16 protein-coding genes, 1 tRNA gene and 1 pseudogene are annotated in these 19,995 nt (G+C 39.3%); 10 read left to right on the plus strand and 8 right to left on the minus strand.

Annotated features, from left to right (window positions below; all coding sequences use genetic code 11):
- Positions 1 to 165: 165 nt before the first annotated feature.
- Positions 166 to 555, minus strand: a complete 390-nt coding sequence (locus ACSQ6I_RS14465) for a hypothetical protein (RefSeq protein ID WP_438891015.1) — start codon at positions 553 to 555, stop codon at positions 166 to 168.
- 103 nt (positions 556 to 658) lie between these two features.
- Here ACSQ6I_RS14465 and ACSQ6I_RS14470 point away from each other — a divergent pair.
- The 4 genes and pseudogenes from ACSQ6I_RS14470 to ACSQ6I_RS14485 form a co-directional block, all read left to right on the plus strand.
- Positions 659 to 760, plus strand: a pseudogene (locus ACSQ6I_RS14470) (photosystem II protein D1); the annotation flags it as partial.
- A gap of 175 nt (positions 761 to 935) precedes the next feature.
- Complete coding sequence (locus tag ACSQ6I_RS14475) at positions 936 to 1,502, plus strand: hypothetical protein (RefSeq protein WP_438891016.1); 567 nt, start codon at positions 936 to 938, stop codon at positions 1,500 to 1,502.
- Between the two features lie 226 nt (positions 1,503 to 1,728).
- Complete coding sequence (locus ACSQ6I_RS14480) at positions 1,729 to 3,195, plus strand: ATP-binding protein (RefSeq protein WP_438891017.1); 1,467 nt, start codon at positions 1,729 to 1,731, stop codon at positions 3,193 to 3,195.
- A gap of 7 nt (positions 3,196 to 3,202) precedes the next feature.
- Positions 3,203 to 3,871, plus strand: coding sequence for a response regulator transcription factor (locus ACSQ6I_RS14485; protein ID WP_438891018.1), 669 nt, complete (start codon positions 3,203 to 3,205; stop codon positions 3,869 to 3,871).
- A gap of 20 nt (positions 3,872 to 3,891) precedes the next feature.
- On the opposite strand, the gene ACSQ6I_RS14490 is transcribed toward ACSQ6I_RS14485, so the two are convergent.
- Positions 3,892 to 6,120 carry a HEAT repeat domain-containing protein gene (locus tag ACSQ6I_RS14490; protein WP_438891052.1) on the minus strand — a complete coding sequence of 743 codons (2,229 nt, stop codon included), beginning with the start codon at positions 6,118 to 6,120 and terminating at the stop codon, positions 3,892 to 3,894.
- Between the two features lie 653 nt (positions 6,121 to 6,773).
- Here ACSQ6I_RS14490 and ACSQ6I_RS14495 point away from each other — a divergent pair.
- Together ACSQ6I_RS14495 and ACSQ6I_RS14500 are read left to right on the plus strand one after the other, a co-directional pair.
- Positions 6,774 to 6,956 carry a hypothetical protein gene (locus ACSQ6I_RS14495; RefSeq protein WP_438891019.1) on the plus strand — a complete coding sequence of 61 codons (183 nt, stop codon included), beginning with the start codon at positions 6,774 to 6,776 and terminating at the stop codon, positions 6,954 to 6,956.
- Positions 6,931 to 7,329, plus strand: coding sequence for a toxin-antitoxin system TumE family protein (locus ACSQ6I_RS14500; RefSeq protein ID WP_438891020.1), 399 nt, complete (start codon positions 6,931 to 6,933; stop codon positions 7,327 to 7,329). Before ACSQ6I_RS14495 ends, ACSQ6I_RS14500 begins: the two co-directional genes overlap by 26 nt.
- A gap of 88 nt (positions 7,330 to 7,417) precedes the next feature.
- On the opposite strand, the gene argS is transcribed toward ACSQ6I_RS14500, so the two are convergent.
- Together argS and ACSQ6I_RS14510 are read right to left on the minus strand one after the other, a co-directional pair.
- Positions 7,418 to 9,175, minus strand: coding sequence for an arginine--tRNA ligase (gene argS, locus ACSQ6I_RS14505; RefSeq protein WP_438891021.1), 1,758 nt, complete (start codon positions 9,173 to 9,175; stop codon positions 7,418 to 7,420).
- Positions 9,176 to 9,356: 181 nt separating this feature from the next.
- A complete protein-coding gene (locus tag ACSQ6I_RS14510; RefSeq protein ID WP_438891022.1) occupies positions 9,357 to 11,675 on the minus strand; it encodes an IMS domain-containing protein in 2,319 nt (772 codons plus the stop codon).
- A 790-nt stretch (positions 11,676 to 12,465) separates the two neighbouring features.
- On the opposite strand from ACSQ6I_RS14510, the gene pdhA reads away from it, so the two are divergent.
- From pdhA to ACSQ6I_RS14525, 3 genes are all read left to right on the plus strand, one after another.
- Complete coding sequence (gene pdhA, locus ACSQ6I_RS14515; protein WP_438891023.1) at positions 12,466 to 13,503, plus strand: pyruvate dehydrogenase (acetyl-transferring) E1 component subunit alpha; 1,038 nt, start codon at positions 12,466 to 12,468, stop codon at positions 13,501 to 13,503.
- A 126-nt stretch (positions 13,504 to 13,629) separates the two neighbouring features.
- The gene (locus ACSQ6I_RS14520; protein ID WP_438891024.1) at positions 13,630 to 14,499 is read left to right on the plus strand and encodes an aldose epimerase; all 870 of its coding nucleotides are present in this window, start codon (positions 13,630 to 13,632) and stop codon (positions 14,497 to 14,499) included.
- Between the two features lie 63 nt (positions 14,500 to 14,562).
- Positions 14,563 to 14,634 (plus strand) — tRNA-Lys (locus ACSQ6I_RS14525).
- A gap of 129 nt (positions 14,635 to 14,763) precedes the next feature.
- Here the strand turns inward: ACSQ6I_RS14525 and ACSQ6I_RS14530 are convergent.
- Positions 14,764 to 15,690 (minus strand): ion channel, encoded by a 927-nt coding sequence (locus ACSQ6I_RS14530; protein WP_438891025.1) that lies wholly within the window; start codon positions 15,688 to 15,690, stop codon positions 14,764 to 14,766.
- Positions 15,691 to 15,777: 87 nt separating this feature from the next.
- Here ACSQ6I_RS14530 and ACSQ6I_RS14535 point away from each other — a divergent pair, with 87 nt between their 5' ends.
- Positions 15,778 to 16,959 carry an MFS transporter gene (locus ACSQ6I_RS14535; RefSeq protein WP_438891026.1) on the plus strand — a complete coding sequence of 394 codons (1,182 nt, stop codon included), beginning with the start codon at positions 15,778 to 15,780 and terminating at the stop codon, positions 16,957 to 16,959.
- 27 nt (positions 16,960 to 16,986) lie between these two features.
- On the opposite strand, the gene ACSQ6I_RS14540 is transcribed toward ACSQ6I_RS14535, so the two are convergent.
- From ACSQ6I_RS14540 to ACSQ6I_RS14550, 3 genes are all read right to left on the minus strand, one after another.
- Entirely contained in the window at positions 16,987 to 17,478 is a 492-nt protein-coding gene (locus ACSQ6I_RS14540; RefSeq protein WP_438891027.1) for a DUF2382 domain-containing protein, read from the minus strand.
- Positions 17,479 to 17,729: 251 nt separating this feature from the next.
- Positions 17,730 to 18,635: a DUF2382 domain-containing protein gene (locus ACSQ6I_RS14545; protein WP_438891028.1), complete on the minus strand. Its 906-nt coding sequence runs from the start codon at positions 18,633 to 18,635 to the stop codon at positions 17,730 to 17,732.
- Positions 18,636 to 19,148: 513 nt separating this feature from the next.
- Positions 19,149 to 19,988, minus strand: coding sequence for a DUF2382 domain-containing protein (locus ACSQ6I_RS14550; RefSeq protein WP_438891029.1), 840 nt, complete (start codon positions 19,986 to 19,988; stop codon positions 19,149 to 19,151).
- Positions 19,989 to 19,995: the final 7 nt, after the last annotated feature.

Here is a 19,995-nt window from a genome sequence, read left to right on the forward strand (position 1 = left end):
TGTTGGGTTGCTTTCCTTAATCCAACCTACACATCTAGAGAAACCTAATAAATCCCTATTACTCCCTTCCCACTACCTATAGACGTAGGGGTCTTAAACCCTTTCATTTACAAAAAAATCCTTCATTCCGTGCAATCCTTAAATCCGTTAAATCAGTGATAAAAATTAGAATTTAACTCCTAGCTGTCCATTGAAACCACGTACAGAATTATAACCAGCACCGACAAAAACGTGTTTAGTTGCGTTTGCTTGGACACCACCAGAGAAAGCAACACCCTTATTTTCTGAATAGTAACCAACTCCAACATAAGGAGAAATTACAGGTAAATTGATGAATTTTAGGATATCTACCCCTGTTGCACCGTCAGCACCAGTTCCCACTTCAACACCTAAACTAAAAGCCTTCGCACCCACAGCATAGGTAACATCACCATCTTTTCCTCCCACGGAAACCCAAGGTTGGGGTACAATTTGTGCTGATGCTTGACTGGGGTTCAACAAAACAAATAAACCCAGTGATGTAATGAGAGTTTTGATTATAACTACTGGTTTCATTTATTTCTCCTCACTATTTGCCACAATAAATAATCGTGACGTATTTCACCTAAACTAAGTGCCTGAATATTTTCGGTATCGCTATTTATTTTTCTAGTCACAAATTGAAACAATGCACGAACGCAACGTTCATAACTTCCCCTTAGATTTAGCTGCTGGGGATATTCAACCTGTAGCTTTAGTTGCTCCTGCTATTCACGGTTAATTGATTCTGAATTCAGTTTTTTCTAATCCTATCAAAAGCAGTCCAGGCAACCCAAGTAAAAAATACTTCGGGTTGCTTTTTCATTGATGAACTTTTTCTCATAAATTATTTAAGTAAATTTCATATAACAGTGTGACATTAATAACTGTAACCTTTCACAAAAACTTTAACCATAATGCTAAAATCAATTTCTGGTGTGGCGATGACATTGATCGGACTTAGCACTAGTCTGATGTTCCCTCACATTGCGATCGCAGAAGAAATAGCTTGTCAAGGAAGCTTAGGTGCAATCACAGTCGATAATGTGAAGGTACCTCAAGGCAAAACTTGTACACTCAAAGGAACAACTGTTAAAGGAAATATTGTTGTCGAACGCAGTGCAACCCTCAAGGCCATAGGTGCAAAAGTAAATGGCAGTATTCAAGCAGAGGGAGCAACTCTAGTCGATGTAAATTCTAGTGCTACCGTGGGTGGAAGCATCCAAGTCAAGCAAGGTAGTGCTGCTCGTGTGGTGAGTACACGCGTTACTGGAGATGTGCAGTTCGAGTCAAACTCAGGAAAAATGGTTGCTAACCAAAACCAGATTGGCGGAAATTTACAAGCCGTTCAAAATACTGGAGGGGTGACAATTCAGAAAAATCGCATTAACGGCAATTTGCAGTGTAAAGAAAATGCTCCTAAGCCGACTGGTGGTGGCAATATAGTCCAAGGTAGTAAAGAAGATCAATGTGCAAAGTTATAAAAATCACAGTGATTTTTGAGAAGAATACTTTGATAAACTCCACTTTCATTTACTAACTCTGTACCAAGGAGCGATGCCTACGGCACGCTGCGCGATCGCTTCCCTCCCCGTAGGCATCACTCTTTGGTAAAATTGATTGATACTACCTTAATTAAACTCCGAAAAAAAAGTTTGACTGAATTTATATATGCATAACTAGATTTAATTCATAACTGTAATTAGTTTTATGTGGAATTGTCGAAACATTATATTTACCTCTATCCGGTCAAGAATTTTCATTTTTTATTTTATTTTGTTATCTCTATTTTTAGTTATTACAGTACCATTAATATTCAAATTTGTATTTTCTGCAATTGCTAATCGGGTTACTGAAGATATTAGAGAAGAAGTAGAGATATTTGAAGGACTGCTTCAGAATGACCGTCATATTAAATCTAAATTAGCTCTCAGGAATCAAGAAATACAATATCCAAAAAATGCTGGGCAACTCGCTAACTTATTTAACATTTATCTCTCACGACGCATCCCAGAAGATGACACTTATCTCATCGGTGTCTTGAATGAAGATTTTTATCGTTCCAGTCCGGAAGCAATGCCTAAGGAATTGCAGCCTGAATCATCATTGATGCAGTCTTTGATAAAAATAAAAACAGTCCATGAGGGTATTAAACTACAACCTAATACAAGGACTGGCAATATTCTATATATCGTTAAACCCATTCGCTTGCAAGAACAGATTATTGGACGCTTGATTGTTGCTCATGCTGTACGTGGAGAACAAGAAGAAGCTTTTGATACCCTAAAAATAGTTTTTTGGGTGATGATAGGTGTCTTTATATTATCTGTTGTTGTGACTTGGTTTATGGCAGGAAAAGTCCTTTCTCCTCTTAGCTCCATTATTTCTACAGCAATTAAAATCACTGAAACAAATCTCAACGAGCGAATCGAAGTACAAACAAGTGGAGAACTAGCTGAATTAACAAACTCTTTCAACGCCATGATGAATCGTTTAGAAGCTGCCTTTGTTAGTCAACGACACTTTATGAATGATGTCGGTCATGAATTGAGAACACCAATCACAATCATTCGAGGGCATTTGGAACTAATCGATCTAGATCAGGCTTCTGGTATTGAACAGGAAACCATTAATTTAGTAATTGACGAGATTGACCGCATGAGTCGGCTGGTGGATGATCTGAGTTTATTAGCAAAGTCTGAGCGTCCAGACTTTTTACTACTCGAAACCATTGATGCTAAATCTTTTTTAGACACATTATCTGCTAAAGTACAGGCTTTAGCCCATCGGAATTGGCAATTTCAGATCAAGGTGAAAGGAATATTGGTTGGCGATCGCCAGCGTCTCACCCAAGCAGTGATGAATTTAGCTCAGAACGCTGTCCAACATACCCAGGAAAGCGATCGCATTACACTAGGTGCTGCCCTCAATCATGGGGAGTTGAAAATATGGGTTGAGGATACGGGAGAAGGAATAGACCTCTCTGAGCAAGAACGCATTTTTGAGCGGTTTGCTCGTGTCAAGAATAGCCATCGTTGTTCAGATGGTTCGGGGCTGGGATTATCAATTGTCCGAGGGATCGTAGAGGCACACCGTGGCTTGATTCAACTCCAAAGTCAACCAGGAACAGGATCGACCTTTTTGATTGTCATACCCCTTAATCCTCTTCAAGAGTAGAAGATAGATGTCACAAATTCTGATTGCAGAAGATGAACCCCGCATTGCGTCCTTTATCGAAAAAGGTCTTAAGAGTCACGGTTTTATCACCACGGTTGCTACTGATGCCCAAAAGGCAGTGTCATTAGGGCTAAGTGGTATGTTTGAACTTCTTATCCTCGATTTAGGACTACCTGGTAAAGATGGTTTTGAGGTCTTGAAAGACCTGCGGGGGCAAGGTGCAACTCTACCCATCCTGATTTTGACTGCCCGTGATGATCTCCAAGATAAGGTATTTGGTTTAGAAGCTGGTGCAGATGACTACATGACAAAACCCTTTCGATTTGAAGAGTTACTTGCCCGTATTCGTGTTCGTCTCAGAACAGTCAATCAAATCTCTACATCAGAAAAATTTACTCTAAATGCTCATAACATTGTATTGGATCTAAGAACCAGAAAAGTAAAGGTAAATAATCAGTTAATCGAACTACCTTTCCGTGAGTTTATCTTGGCGGAAACTTTTTTTCGTCATCCAGGACAGGTTCTAAGCCGCCAGCAACTGCTTGATAGAGTCTGGGGATATGATTACGAGCCTGGGTCTAATATTGTCGATGTTTATGTTGGATATTTGCGAAAAAAATTAGGTAGCAACCTCATCGAAACTGTTCGTGGAGCAGGGTATCGCTTAAATGCATGAATGGTATTAAGTAGCTCCTTTCACCTAGTTCGTAACAACTGCACAAAGGTATTACTAACAGTATTGTCTTTAGTATCAGCAGCATACTGAATCAATTTTTCCCGCAATTCTTTGGCTGCATCTAAAGGAAGTAAGGTTGCTAACAAGAAATATACACCACGAAAACGAGGATCACCCATTCTATCAACTAATAATCTTTCGGCTGCATCGTTTTCACCGATAAAGTTCTGCACCAAAAAGAAATCCATGATTTTATCGTGACGGAAATACCATTCTTTCTTGGCTTCGCCTTTTTCATCTTGCCATTGACGGCTAACTACCATCTTGTATTTTTCATCTTCTAAAGACATTAAAACTTGATAAAACTCATCTGCTGGTAAAGCTTGTTTGTCTTGGACTCGCATTTCATAAACAGCGGCTGAAAATTTCTTCAAGGGAAATTCTTGTTTCCATTCTGTGAGATATTCTGTCGCTATTAAGTTGTATTGCTGTTCTTGCAGACGAAATAAATTAGGATATTTGCCTTGTGATAACATTAGGGCTACCACAGTTAAATCCATTGGATTTGATAGAATGCGTTGGGCAGCATCTAACTCTTCCTTGGCTTGTTGCTGCTTGAGGACTTCTTTTAAATAATCAGTGCAAGCTTTTTCATAATCAGCGCCTTGAATTTGGGCATTTTTAGGTAGTCGCGGTTGACGAGAAATCAAAAATTCTTGAATTTGTTGTGATTCTAGGGGCTGCAATTTATATATCTTTGCCGTTGAAGGTGGTATCCACTCTAGAGGCTGAGTAGTCATAATAATGTTGCCCCGGAAATAGCTTTCCACAAACTGGACGATTTTTGCCCGTGTTTCGGCGGTGACTTCGTTGAGTCCGTCTATGCAAATATCTATTGCACCACTGTAAATCAGATTTTTGAGGAAGCCGGCATCTTGTGCCTGTCCGTGTAGTTTGTCTTGAATGGCTTCAATTACGCCTTTATGACACTTTTGGGCAGGGAGATAAACAAGAATGCGCTGGGAGTTCTTGACAAGATGACGCAGAAACATAGATTTACCCAAACCAGAATCGCCTTCTAAGACAATTTGCCCTGTGATGCTGGGGAGGGCTGCGGTGACAGGGAGAATTTCTTCAGAACCGGGAATTTTGACTCTTGACTCTGGGAAGTATGATTGGTCATTAAATTTATCTAAGCCTACATCAGCTAACAGAGATGGCTGGAATGGTTCAAATAATTTGCGGCGAAAGGGAGGAAACCAGGTGAGGAGAAAGCCGACGTAACCGACACCGAGAATGCGGCGTACCCAAGGATTCCAAAAGAAGATGGCTTGGATTTGGGGGAATTTGGGATAAGCAAAGATGAGTGCCAGCCAAAAGGCAGCGTGAGAAATGATAGTAATTCGGGCGTTAAAAAACCACTGCCAACCTTTGAGGTTTATGATTTGCTCACGAACTGCATAAGCTTTAGTAGAGTCGGCAGTTTTGAGGTTGTCGTAGTGGGATTGTAGCAAACCAATATCTTGCCATTGCCAATCAACTTTTTTGTTCTCGGCAACTATGGAAATCTGTTCTGCTAAATCTTCTCTGAATCTCTCCAACCCGTTACTTGGTTCCCAGACTTTGAGAAAAACTTCTAGCGTTTTTTTGCCTTCATCATGGGTAAGCTTATCAGGAATTGTTTTTCGCTCAGGTCTGCCTAGCCATGTCAGCAGGGTTTTGACTTCATCTGTGCCGCCACTCAAAAAATAAGACCAAAACCGCCAAAATTCAAATTTTCCTTCCGTACTTGACCCAAATATTCCTTGGTTTGGCTCATAGACATAATTCAAAACGACAACAACTTCTTCTAACTTTAATTGTCTGATTTTTGCCAATGCCACTGCCGCACCGTAACGAACGTTGGAGTCCACCTTTTCATCCTTGAGGATTTTGGCGATGTCAGGGACATAGTTAGCCGCCGCTGACCCCAGGTTGCCCAATGCCACAGCCGCACCATAACGAACGTTGGAGTCCACCTTTTCATCCTTGAGGATTTTGGCAGCTTTTTGAGCAATATTTTCTGGTTTCTCACCTACTTGCAAATTTTTCAGATCATATTCATTGAGTTTGTCAAAAGCAAGTTTCTTAACTTGGTCATTTCCATCATCAAGGGCTGCTACGATACCTTTAATCTGCCATGCTTCTGGTTTGGGTTTAGGGGTTTCTTTGGCACTTACCCAAGGTAGGCAAAGGAGGAAAGAAAGGATGAAGGCTAAAGAATAAAGAAGGAAGCGAGAATGCTTGCTATTATGGCGGAGAGTTGTGAGCATAATTGGGGCAAGGTGGCAGATTACACACGGTTAACGGTATAGTACCAGACTTACCAGGGTTTTGAAGTTTAAACTTTTCTAAGAAAACGTTTTAAAAGCTTATTTTCATGTAGCGATTATTGATATTAATTAAAATATAGACAAATCGGCAATCAATAAGTAACCGATGCTATAGCAGTTCTCAGTTGAATGAAATACAAGAACCCCACCCCAAACCCCTACTCGCAAGCGAGGAGGGGACTATAATGTATCTCATTCAAGTGCATACCGCTATAATGAACGAATAAATTATCGGGCGTTGCTGATTTGATGTATGAAAATGATTTTTGATGATATCTAAACTCTTGTAGAGACGTTCTGCCGGAGCATCTCTACACCTAAATTCATACTTGGTTTCAGCAACGCCAATTATCGTTAATTAAACTTAGCCTTAGACAATTTATTTGAGGTAAACGTGATGTTGCAACTACAAATTAGATCCGATTCTCCCGATATTGAAATTGTCCAAAATTTAATTAGAACAGCCATTGAATCTGAGATTAAAAGCTTACAACGCTCATTAGCAAAAACCAATAACTTATTGATGGAATTTGAAGCAAAATATCAAGTTTCGTCCGAGTTTTTTTTTCACGCATTGGACAGCAGAAGACCTGGAAGGAGGTGATGAAGAATATGTGAGTTGGCTTGGGGAGATAAAAATCAAAGAAAAATTAACTAATTCTCTGCCAAAGTTAGAAGCAATTGAATATGTTACTCAACAATTACCAAGCTAATATTATTTCTGTTATTCAAAAATATGTAAATGATGGATGGATATTATCCTTTAATTTTTCAGTAGATTCTAGATCAAGTTACGTGGGTTTTATCCAAGGTAATTTGGAATTTCTGCAAGGCTCTCACCTATTTTTTAAAGAATATGTTGACCTACAAGAATCTCTTGACAAGCTTTCCTATTCATTCCATTATCAAGAGCATGAAAACAACTTAATATTTCGCTATGACAATGCAAAATATAAGCCTGATTTAGGTTACACAAATCATAAACACATTAAAGATAAAATTATCCCATTTAATATTCCAGATATTGAACAAGTAATCTTAGAAATTATCAGGGACTATTTAAATAATACAAAAGGGGAGACATAATGGCTTTTACCGAGCATAAAAACCTTGATAATGGTGCTTTACAGATTTCATCCTAACGCACCCTACAATATTACTATAAACCTTCCTCCTACATCCTCTCTAATACCTTAATCCCCAATAAATCTAATCCCAACTTCAACGTTCTCGCAGTCAAATCACATAACATCAACCGCGATGTTCTGATAGGTTCTTCAGATTTCAGCACCGGGCAATTTTCATAGAACTTGTTAAACTTATCGCTGAGATTATATAAATAATCACATAAACGATTTGGTAATAAATCTTGTTCAACTTCACTAATCACTTCATCTAGTTGTAATAAGTGCTTTGCTAAAGTTAATTCTGTATCTTCTCTGAGAAGAATTTTAGCATCTGCTCCCAAATTACCAAAATCAATATTACCTTCTCGACTAATGCCTTGAGTTCTCACATAAGCATATATCATATAAGGTGCTGTATTCCCTTTGAGGGAAAGCATCTTATCATAACTAAAAACATAATTGCTAGTACGATTTTGGCTTAAGTCTGCATATTTCACAGCACTAATACCAACCACGTCAGCAACGTTATTAATAAATTCTTCAGTTTCTTCTCTACCTTCTTCTTTTAATCTCGCTTCTAAATCTGCACGAGTGCGAGAAACTGCTTCATCTAATAAATCTCTTAACCGGACTGTATCACCAGAACGAGTTTTGAATTTCTTTCCATCATCTCCTAAAACCAAACCGAAGGGAACGTGAACTAATTCCACATCATCAGGTATCCAATTTGCTTTTTTTGCTACTTGCATAAATTGAGCAAAATGGTTTGCTTGTCCTGAATCTGTAACATAAATTATCCGTTTGGCTTGATCTTTTTGAATGCGGTAACGGAGAGATGCTAAATCTGTGGTCGCATAGTTATAACCACCATCTGATTTCTGCACAATTAATGGTAACGGTTCACCTTCTCTATTTGTAAAACCATCCAAGAAAACACATTTTGCCCCTTGGTTTTCTACTAATAAACCAGATGCTTCTAAATCTTCTACAACTGCTGGCAGAAATGAGTTATAAAAAGATTCTCCCCGTTCAATTAATTTGACATTCAGCAAATCATAAATTATTTGAAACTCTTTTCGTGACTGTTCACATAATAATTTCCAAGCATGAAGTGTATCTTCTGCACCTGCTTGTAATCTCACAACTTCTTGACGTGCGGTTTCTTGAAAATCTGCATCTGCATCAAATCTTTGTTTAGCTTGACGATAAAAATTAACTAAATCACCAATATCTAAAGCGTCAGCGGTGGTAAGTGCTTCTGGGTAAACTTCCCGCAAATAGGTGATTAACATCCCGAATTGCGTACCCCAATCACCGACATGATTTAACCGCAATACATCATGTCCACGAAATTCTAAAATCCGGGCTATGCAATCACCAATAATTGTAGAACGCAAGTGTCCGACGTGCATTTCTTTGGCAATATTCGGACTGGAAAAATCGACAATTTCCTTTTGGGGATTTTTGGCTTTTGGAACTCCTAACCGAGAATCTGCTTTAATTGCGTTCAGTTGTGCTTCCAGGTAGGATGTTTGCAATTTTAAATTAATAAAACCAGGCCCAGCGATTTCTGGTGGTTCGCAAATATCAGATATATCTAATTTTTCTACAATAGCAGATGCGATCGCTCTCGGTTGCATTCCCAATTTCTTACTCAGGGATAAAGCCACGTTCGCTTGAAAGTCACCAAATTTAGGATTACTCGCAGACACTAAAATCGGATCTACCCCGGTGTAATCAGCACCAAACGCAGCTACCAAAGCCTGTGCTAATTTCAGTTTGAGTTGTTCTTGTGTAGCGTTCATATTTAAATATAATCTGTTTAAAGCCGGGATATTCACAAATGCCTGATTATTCTAGCCTTAAAATATATTCATCTCAGCATTTGTTTTCTTTGAATACCCCCTCTTCCTTTCTTCCCTCCGCGTTCTCTGCGCCTCTGCGGTTGGTTAAAGATTTTTTCCCGCAGAACCAGACAGATATTAACTACTGACTCACACCGAGATTTTTCACAACGGACATACCCTGAATTCGCCATGCACCTTCTTTGCGAATTAAATCATAACGAACTCGCAACCGTTCCTGAGAAGACTTTTTATTCTGACCCAGTTCAAAAAATTGCGTAACTTCCTTAACTGTAGCTTCTACCACAGCGTTATCTGCAACACTAGGAATCTGATTGACAAATTCTACCTTCAAATCATGCTCATACGTGCGATAGCGGCTGTCTTTTATATCTTGCTGGACAATTAGCCGCCATTGTGATACGGCTGAACCTGTCAAAATCTGATCTAAACGATTAATTTCATGATTGGGTCCCAAGGCTGCGGCTTTGGTAGATAACCAAGTTTGAATTACTTCTTGAGCGATCGCATTTGTTAATATACCTTCAGCTACTTCTGGTGGGCTATTGGGGTCAGGAATGCTAATCGGTGGTTGACTCAGTTCTATCGCCAACGGTTCTCCCTGTAGAGATGGTCTAGGGAAAAACAGATTGTTTAACCATCCAAAAGCTGTGGAAACTAGTAACCAAAAAACTAATAAACCCCCCAAAGACAAGAAAACCATCCAGACTAAGCGGGTTTTTGCATCTAAGCTGTGAGCAAAAGTACGCCTTTGTCGAGATTGAGACGGACGATATTCCCCAACACCTCGACTGTTAGCTGAAGTTGGCTTGCGTCGCTTCCGCTTTTGAGGTTGACCGGGTGCAGTTGTCTGAGTAGGGACATTCATTGGCTGATGATTTCCTTTAGCTACTACTTCTGCTGTCGCCGAATGTTCTCCAGGCATTTCTGGTGTTTGACTACCACTAGGTCTAGGTGAAGTATGCCATCGAGGTAGGGAGAAATGTCCAGATTCGGGTACTTCACGGCTGACTGGTTCTGCTAATTCAGAATCAGGTGTGTGATTGATGGGTCGAGTAGTTGTATTGTTATGGTTGTGATAACGGGGACTATTTATTTGTGGTGGGGTTAAAGGTTGGTTGTTAATTGCAGACCATTCATGAGTTGTTTGGGTATCCGTTGGTAATGCTTCTAAATAAGCTTGTACCTGGGCATCAGCAAAGTAATCTTTTAAAGAAGCTTGCTTTCTGACTAAATCCCGAAAGTGAGGAAATACCTCTTGTTGTAACCACTGTTCACAGTACAAACAAAGTCCTGGTAACAAGTCTGGTGAATCTTGGGATTTTTCTCGAATAATCGCTAAGGCTTCATATTCCTGACTTAATTCTAAAACACGGGTTGCTTCTTCGGTTTGTCCCAGTAACAAAGCACAAAGAGATTGTTCTAAATGCACATCTTGGCGTTTACCCAGACGAATCAGCATTTGCTTGGCTTGGCGAATTAAAGCTGGTTGACGTTGGGTAAAACCCCTGGCGATTAAGGCATAGACTGCTAGATATGTGGCAACAGCGGAGGGTCGCTTGCTTTCGGCTTCAAATAGTTTATGCTGTTCTGTAACTGTTAAATGATTGCGTAACTGCTGAATAAATCTGAGAAAATCATCTATATTTAAGCCGGATTGATCATTGCCAGCGCCATCAATTCCGCCCCGTTCTTCTAAAATATTCTGTAATAATTCCAAGCCTTGACGGCGTTCCTTAGTCTTCTCTTGAGGTAGTGCTAGTAACTCTAGAATGCGATATGGTCGCAACTTACAAAGATCCGCTGCAATTTCTGATTGCACGCTAGGGAATATACCTTCGCGCATTAATAATTCTTCCCCGGTTTCTAAAGATATGGCCGCATTTTCATAATGATTTTGCTGCCATTGTTCACGTCCTAGTTCTAGGCAAGCTAAGGCCACTGTGAGAATAATATCTGATAGTTCAGGACTAGCTGAGTATTCCTCGCCGGATAGATGGCTGCCTACTCTGACACCGACTCCATTTTTATTGACCAGGTATGGACGACCTAATTTGAGTACTAGTTCGTATTCCCCTAACTCTTGGAGGAGTAATAAAGCGCCAACTAGTTCCTCAGGGGCAATTTCGATGCTGAGACTTTGAACATCATGATTACGGCGGTTGTTTTCGGTACGATTTTCTAATACAGATGTATTTGCCGCCCGATCTGGATCATAGGCGTGGGCAAGATAAATCTGATCATACCTGCTGCGTTCTTTGGAATCTGATAAAACCACGTAAGCTTCTTCTATGAGTTGTTTACGAGAAGAGATGGCTGTAATTGAGTACTCGCGTCGGGGCAACTGAACAATGCGATCGCTGTATGCTTGCCGCAATTGCTCTTCACTTGCCGCTAACGGTAATCCTAAAATTCGGTAGTAATCGAGCGGAATTCGCACAGCCTACTTCCCCTGCACCGTGGTCGCGTAGCGTCTCCTAGAGATAGACATAGACATAGTTCACCTAGAGGATTCCAGGTATGTAAAACCGTGCCATAATAATAGCTTTATTAATACCGTGTCAAGTATACACTTGAAGTGTATATTGTCACAGTTCTTTTTGTTTTTTTCTCCCACAGTAAGTCATATCCTCAGAATTGATTTTTGGCTTTGGCGTAACCCCCCTAAGGTATCGCACCCAGCTCATGATTTGAAATCGCCTCAGAAGCTTTAGCCTTGAATTGTGATTCTTAGTATATGCTGCTGCAACATAAATACACCCTTGTCATCCCTCAACATCTGCAAGCACAAGTACCGCTTTTGGTAGTAGTCGAGATGTTGCACCCAGTGTAGTCTAAGATTTATGATCTTTTTGGGTTGTTCCCAGTCAGGCAGTTGAATAAACAATACCAGCACTGGTTAGTTCTGGATAACTAAAAAAAACAATATATCATGATTAAAATTTAATGGCAATTACGGATACCAGTGTATATTTTATTACTCAAATAAGACGATTTTCAAGTAAGATAGTAGGTAGAGGGAAAAATTTTTTGAAGTCTACCTGCATCTAAACTTTTCTAAATTGTTAATGGGTATGCAGACAGACAGCGATCGCAATTGCTAACTTAGAGAGCGATCGCTAAAAGCGACGGTTTTTACCTTCAACATTCTTATAAAATTTGATTGTTGACTCTTACCAACCCTGGCTTACTAAATTATTTAACTTTTACGATAGGGATACTTTACAAAAATGGTTCAAGAACGCACGTTACCCACCTTTGATGCTGCCACCGTCCAAATTACCAAAGCAGAAGGGTTAGGCTTATACGAAGACATGATCCTCGGTCGCTTTTTTGAAGATAAATGCGCCGAAATGTACTATAGAGGAAAAATGTTTGGTTTTGTCCACCTGTACAACGGTCAAGAAGCCGTTTGCAGCGGCATTATCAAAGGAGCAATGCGACCCGGCGAAGACTTCGTTTCCAGCACCTACCGCGACCACGTTCATGCTTTGAGCGCAGGAGTGCCAGCAAAAGAAGTAATGGCAGAATTATTTGGTAAAGCCACAGGTTGCAGCAAAGGGCGCGGTGGTTCCATGCATATGTTTTCTGCCGAACATCGCCTATTAGGTGGGTATGCGTTCGTAGCAGAAGGTATTCCCGTTGCAGCTGGTGCAGCATTTCAAAGCAAATACCGGCGGGAAGTCTTAGGAGATAAAAACGCCGACCAAGTAACTGCTTGCTTCTTTGGAGATGGTGCAGCTAACAACGGTCAATTTTTCGAGACATTAAACATGGCAGCACTATGGAAACTGCCAATCCTGTTTGTGGTAGAAAATAATAAATGGGCGATCGGCATGGCTCACGAACGGGCCACTTCCCAACCCGAAATTTACAAAAAAGCCAGCGTGTTTAACATGGTAGGCGTAGAAGTAGACGGAATGGACGTTCTCGCAGTCCGTCAAGTAGCTCAAGAAGCCGTAGCCCGCGCTCGTGCAGGAGAAGGCCCCACCCTCATAGAAGCCATGACCTATCGCTTCCGTGGTCACTCTCTAGCCGACCCAGACGAACTCCGCAGCAAAGAAGAAAAAGAATTCTGGTTTGCTCGTGACCCCATTAAAAAATTAGCCGCTTACTTGCTGGAGAAAAATTTAGCAGACGAAGCAGAATTAAAAGGCGTTGAAAATAAAATTCAGGATATCATCGACGAAGCCGTGAAATTCGCCGAAGACAGCCCCGAACCAGACCCTAGCGAGTTATATCGCTTCATTTTTGCAGAAGACGTTTAGAGAGTACCGAGTATTGAGTACCGAGTACCGAGTATTGAGTGCTGAGTGTTGAGTAGAGAAACTTCAAAATTCAGTATTTAGTACTCACTAGTACTCAAGATTAACCATAACTTTAGGAATAAACCTGTGTATACCATTGCCGTTGAACGACAACAATACAAAACCTACATCCTTTCTGATGATAGTGCTGGTACACAAATAGAAGTTGTACCTGAACGGGGTGGTATCATTACCCGTTGGCGGATTCAGGGTCAAGAAGTCTTTTATTTAGATACTGAACGCTTTACCCATCCAGATTTGAGCGTCAGAGGTGGAAATCCGATTTTATTTCCTCTGTGCGGTAACTTACCAGATAATACTTACACCGTTGAAGGTAAACAGTACACCATCAAACAACATGGTTTCGCTCGTGACTTACCTTGGGAAGCAACTGAGCAAAAAACTGATGGTAAAGCTAGTTTGACTGTTGTTCTCAAAAGTAACGACGAAACCAAAGCGGTTTATCCTTTTGACTTTGAACTGGCTTTCACCTACGAATTACGGGGTAATACCTTAGTAGTGCATCAGGAGTATAAAAATCTGTCATCCACACCAATGCCCTTTTCGGCTGGGTTCCATCCCTATTTTCTCTGCGGTGATAAATCTCAAATAGAGGTAGAAATTCCTTCCGTGCAGTATCAAGACAATAAAACCAAAGAATTTCACGCTTTTAACGGCAAATTTGACTTTAACCAAGATGAAATTGATTTTGCTTTTGGAGGGTTAACTAGTAAATCTGCATCTGTGACAGATAACAGCCGCAAGTTAAAGCTAACCCTAGATTACGATGATTTCTCTACCTGGCTAGTTTTCTGGACAGTGAAAGGCAAAGAATTCTACTGTCTAGAGCCTTGGAGTGCCACCCGCAACGCCTTCAACACTGGAGAAAACCTGACTGTGTTAGCACCAGGAGCTAGTTGCACAGCATCTTTCCAGTTAACAGCAAATTTTTTCTAAAAACCCCTTGACAAAACCCATGCTTTTGATGGTATATTGGGAAAGTTGCAAATCACTGCAAAAGGGTCGCTAACTCAACGGTAGAGTACTCGGCTTTTAACCGATTAGTTCCGGGTTCGAATCCCGGGCGACCCATAAAAAGCTGAAGACAATCTTTAGATGTTTAAAATGATTCAAAAAAGATGCATCTTCAGCACCTTTTATTAATTTCTTTCAATGACAAGAGAGTTGTATTTTTTTTAAAAGAGTGCTGATTCCTGAGTACTACTGAATAACTTCATCCACAGGTAATACATCGTGGAAATAATTATAATCAACGTAGCGATGTCCATCTGGTGTCCGGTGCATAATATCGACAAATCTGCTATTCCATAAAATATCGTTAGCAGCATAACTATGACGAGCATGGACAACCTGTGCCACAGTTTCATCAATACCACTAACAGAAACCATTAGTAAGGATTGTGTCTTCACCAGTGATTCTGATGTCATCCCAAACAAAGGACTAGATTCATCAATTATATGCATAATTGTCCAAGATAAAGAGAAGTTAGGTGTTTGGCTTCTGACTAACTTGAGATCATGAATTTTCCGTAAAGAAGCTCCATCTTGATTTACCTCATCACGCATTAAATACAGCCGTATCTGTGCCTCTAAAATCATATTGCGGCGCTGATTTGCAGTACGAAATAATAGAGTGGGTAATCCTTCCTGTGGCATAATTACCGCTACACGGCTAAACATCACACGGGCGGTTGGTCGAGAAAAACGAGCAAAAGCTAATCCTGTCATCACGGCAATTCCCACCACACCGATCATCGCCTCAATAGTGACTATGATATTGGCATAAGTTGTGGTTGGATACATTGCACCATAGCCAATAGATGCCAAGGTTTGCACACTAAAAAAAAAGGCATCTAGAAAAGAACCAGGTTGAGCATTAGCGATACAATCTCCTCCTAATCTATAAGCCAAAGCAAATAGAGTATTAATAGCTACATAAAAAATACAAATTAGGATCAAGAAGCCAGACCAGGGAATAGTTAGTAGTAAATGGTAAGGATCACGCCAGTATGAATGCCATACCCCCATACCCATAATTTCAAATTGTCCATTGTGGATTTTGATATGAACTCGTGGAATTCTAGGCTGTTGGCGCTTTCGGGAAGGTTTTTTGTGTCTAAATTTCATGAACAGTAGTTGAAAGCATGGTGAATGGTACTATGACTGGAGTTGAATACAGCCATAAAGTATAAACCTGGTGGTTATTAATTACTGATGAATCGCAATTTTTGGATTACTGCTTTAATTGCCTTTGTTAACTCCCTGAGTCTGACGATTTTAATTCCTATTATCTATCTTTATGGCAAACAATTTGGCCTGAGCGATTTCCAAACCAGTCTATTATTTTCTATTTACTCTATAGCTCAATTTTTTGCAACTCCTGTCATTGGCAAACTTTCTGACCGTTTTGGCAGGAAGCCTTTATTAATAATAAGTTTAGCCGGGACTGTCATTGCCAACTGTATAGCTGGAACTGCAACAACTGCAAGCCTGTTATTTTTTGCCCGATTTTTAGATGGGATCACAGGTGGTAATGCTTCTGTGGCTCAAGCGGTAATTTCCGATATTACCAGTCCTAAAAATCGCGCCCAGGCATTTGGTATTTATGGGGCTGCAATGGGTTTAGGCTTTGTTTTAGGGCCAGCTATCAGTTTATTAGCACAGCAAATTTCTTTGGGAACTGCATTTTTAGTTTCTGGTGGAGTTGCGCTTGTGGCTTTGCTAATGACTATTTTCTTCTTACCCGAAACTCTCAAAAATAAGGCTACAAAATCTAGTAATATATTCGATTTGGGTTTAGGAAATTTAATTAAAGGTTTAGTAATGCCAGGAGTTGGCATTTTGCTATTCATTAATTTTTTAACTGGTACGACTTTTACTATGTTTACCTATGCTTTTCAACCTTACTTTATCAAGGTTTTAGATCAAACTAGTCAGTCTTTAACACTCCTATTTTTAGTCTTTGGCACACTAGGAGTAATTATGCAAACCTGGGGAGTGTCTGTGATGAGCAAGAAATTTGATGTAGTTAAAATTTTGTTTTTAGGTCTATTCTTTCGTAGTCTATCATTTGCATTAATGCCTGTTTGGCCTAATATTACTTATTTTGTAATTATCAGCATCTTATTTTCGCTGTTTAATTCTCTCGTACAACCAATGATTAGCACTTTAATTTCTCTCAATGCTAAACCTGATCTTCAGGGAACTGTATTGGGCTTGAATGCTTCTTATTTAAGTATCTCTAATGCTATTGGTCCTGTAATTGCCGGACTGATTGTAAAACAATCTAACCCTATAACCTATGGCTATCCTTTATACTTAGCAGGAGGGCTAACATTTTTAGTGTTAGCTTTTGCAATATATAATCGAAAAAGATATACACCTCATAATTCATGAAAAAGGTGGGCATTGCCCACCCGATAACTAACTAGAAGTACAACGGTTAAACCATTCTTGATACCTTTGTTGTTGGGACTCATTCTCTACGAGGATTGATATTTTTATGTGCTGACAGCCCTGATCTTTTTCTAGGTTGATAGCATTTAAAATTAAGCTGGCAATTTTTGGTGAACTGAACTCTCCACTAACAATTAAACCACTTTCAAAATTGGTCACTTCCGATGTTTCTGCTGTAGTTAAAATTTCCGAAATATCTCCTTCATTTAAATCTATCTCGGCTAGTTGTTTATGTTCTGGGCTTACTTGCTCAATAATCAGTTTTTCCCGACGGACAGGAATTTGTATCATCTGAGTTTCGATTTGTTTGCGAACAATTACTTCTCCAATTTTTTGTTTGCTATTACCAACAAACAATCTTTCTTCCAGAAGAGGAATAATTTTCTCTTGCTCTTCCATAGAGGTATTTTTGGATTGTTTTTGTTCACCAGGTGTTTCTGAATTTAAATATTCAAGCATATATTTTTTTTATGATGTGGCTATTTATTTAAAAACAAATCTATTTCAGTTGTAAATATCTTTCGGTCTTTCAGTACAGAATATTTATATTAAATGTTTGGTAGTGAGAATTTCATACATTCTTTTTCTGATTCTGAGTGCTGACAATGTATCCAATTACAAATACAGGTAAAGCTGATAAAAAGCCCCACCTGTACTGGCTTTGATTAATTAATTAGTTATGAATGAATTCATTTTGCTCAAAGTCAAAATTATCGTTCTTCAATAGGTAGATTAGGCGCATTCACATCTAATTCTTCACGACGTACAGTTGCTTGAGTTTCAACGGTGTCTTGCTCTACAACTTTTTTGACTCTAACTTCTTCACGTACAAAAGCTTCTTTCCGAACTTCTGGTGTTTCTTCGTAGATTTCCACACGAGTTACTTCACCTTCTCGGAAGTCGGCTTGACCGGGAGCTACGGCTCTACCAGCATCTTCAGGTGTGATACGTTCGACAACAACGTGTTCTCTTTCTACGGGTACTGATACTCGTGCAGTTTCGGTTTCTACGTGCTTCCCAACGGTAACATCTCCCATTTTGCGGCGATGTTTACTGGTAATCAGCCGTTCTTGATACAATTTCAGATTTTGATTATTTTGCTCATTTAAATCGAATAACTCAGGTTCCTGTTCGTAGCGATAAGTATCCCGGTTGTCGGTTGATGTAGTTCTTGCAGAGGTTCTTCCTACCCCTGTGGATTCTACAGGTGTTGGTGATTCTAGGCGGTCTGATGCTTCTACACTTGAGGTGCGGTACTGGGGATTGCGATATACTCCACGTACCCGTTCTTCGTAGTCGTAATCTGTCGCTAAACGTTCGTTAAACTCAGGTAAATTTTCTGCTTGATCTCTTGTTAAACTAATAGCATAAACACGCTTAGTATTATAGTCGATGCGGGTACGTCCAATAGGCATCAAAACTTTCTTCCCAAAAATCCAGAAGCCTAAGTCAACTACTAAATAGCGAAAATGTCCTTCTTCGTCAACTAAAGCATCATGTACAGTACCTATCTTTTCATCTGTGCTTTCTGTATATACTCCTAGACCCTTAATGTCATTACCTTCAAAACTATCGCGGTACTGAGGATCAAAGTCTTCTAATTTGTAAAGAACCATTATATTTTAACCTCGGAATATCACAGCATTTCTTGATTTTTATGCTACAAATTCATTCGCTATTTTTCCTCTTTCTATTGAATGAATTATTTTGGGAATAGAATTATCAAAAGTGATAGATACTGCTGGTGATAGTAATACAAACATTAAAGAATATTGGCAAAATTGTGCTGTAGTTATATTCCTATAGGTTACATGGTGCAGCGTGCCATCTCAGATTAATCGCTTTAATCACTCAAACTCTAGATTCTTGGTTATTATTACCAAATCTAACTACAGATTTACTTGAAGTTATATAGCAATCCTATTTAATTTTTAAAATATATGTAGAGTAGAAAATATCCATCAAAACCCTAAATGTATTTCACAAATTCATTACTATTCCTCTATTAGGCTAGGGTTTAACAATGTTAAACTCGTACACAAATAAATTAAATTAGGATTGCTATAGTTGATAAATTCCAATCAAATCTAATCAAAAATCAGGAATTGTACACTACCATGTAAACATTTTCAGTGATTGACTTTATCACTATTTTCCTGTAAATGTAATGTACCAGAAGTATCAATATCTAGCTCCTCCCTGCGAATGACATCTTGCGCTTCTACCATATCCCGATCTACTACTTTTCTCACTCGCACTTCTTCTCGAACAAATGCTTCTTTATGAATTTCTGGTGTTTCTTCATAAACTTCTATGCGAGCTACTTCCCCTTCTTGAAAATGGATTTCATTAGGATCTACTAACGTTTCTGCACCTGTGGGTTGAACTCGCTCAATGACAACACGTTCTTTTTGAATAGGTACTGTAACCCGTGCTGTTTCTGTTTCAATATGTTTACCAACTGCTACTTCTCCGGTTTTGACACGGTGTTTATTGGTAATTAAACGTTCTTCATACAGTTTGAGAGTTTGATGATATTGATCATGCAAAGCATATAAATGCGGTTCTTGTTCGTAAGTGTAAGTTTCAGGATTATAATTTACAGCACCACTAGGAGAGCGATAAACACTGCGTACCTGTTCTTCATAATCATGATCAACAACTATGTTTTCATGGTACTCAGGTAATTGTTCTACTTGCTGTTTACTTAGTCCATCAACATAAACAGATTTTGCCGGATAATTGATGTGAGCGAGTCCAATAGGTAGTAATATGTTTTTCTCAAAGTTAGATCCTATATTAGTCTCAATGACTAGATATCGAAATCTTCCATCATCATCAACTAAGGCATTATTAATTTTACCGATTTTTACTCCACCTTCTGTGTAGAGATGCAAGGTTTTAATATCATCTCCTCCAAAAGTTTCCCGATAGTTGGGATCAAAATTTTCGAGTTTATGAAGCGGCATACTGTGT

The organism is Anabaena sp. WFMT (assembly GCF_051781005.1).
GTDB lineage: Bacteria > Cyanobacteriota > Cyanobacteriia > Cyanobacteriales > Nostocaceae > Anabaena.

Bases quoted from the DNA above. Each gene is read 5' to 3' on its own strand.
- ACSQ6I_RS14465 (WP_438891015.1), bottom strand. From the start codon at position 555: ATGAAACCAGTAGTTATAATCAAAACTCTCATTACATCACTGGGTTTA.
- ACSQ6I_RS14475 (WP_438891016.1), top strand. From the start codon at position 936: ATGCTAAAATCAATTTCTGGTGTGGCGATGACATTGATCGGACTTAGC.
- ACSQ6I_RS14480 (WP_438891017.1), top strand. From the start codon at position 1,729: ATGTGGAATTGTCGAAACATTATATTTACCTCTATCCGGTCAAGAATT.
- ACSQ6I_RS14485 (WP_438891018.1), top strand. From the start codon at position 3,203: ATGTCACAAATTCTGATTGCAGAAGATGAACCCCGCATTGCGTCCTTT.
- ACSQ6I_RS14500 (WP_438891020.1), top strand. From the start codon at position 6,931: ATGTTACTCAACAATTACCAAGCTAATATTATTTCTGTTATTCAAAAA.
- argS (WP_438891021.1), bottom strand. From the start codon at position 9,175: ATGAACGCTACACAAGAACAACTCAAACTGAAATTAGCACAGGCTTTG.
- pdhA (WP_438891023.1), top strand. From the start codon at position 12,466: ATGGTTCAAGAACGCACGTTACCCACCTTTGATGCTGCCACCGTCCAA.
- ACSQ6I_RS14530 (WP_438891025.1), bottom strand. From the start codon at position 15,690: ATGAAATTTAGACACAAAAAACCTTCCCGAAAGCGCCAACAGCCTAGA.
- ACSQ6I_RS14535 (WP_438891026.1), top strand. From the start codon at position 15,778: ATGAATCGCAATTTTTGGATTACTGCTTTAATTGCCTTTGTTAACTCC.
- ACSQ6I_RS14540 (WP_438891027.1), bottom strand. From the start codon at position 17,478: ATGCTTGAATATTTAAATTCAGAAACACCTGGTGAACAAAAACAATCC.
- ACSQ6I_RS14545 (WP_438891028.1), bottom strand. From the start codon at position 18,635: ATGGTTCTTTACAAATTAGAAGACTTTGATCCTCAGTACCGCGATAGT.
- ACSQ6I_RS14550 (WP_438891029.1), bottom strand. From the start codon at position 19,988: ATGCCGCTTCATAAACTCGAAAATTTTGATCCCAACTATCGGGAAACT.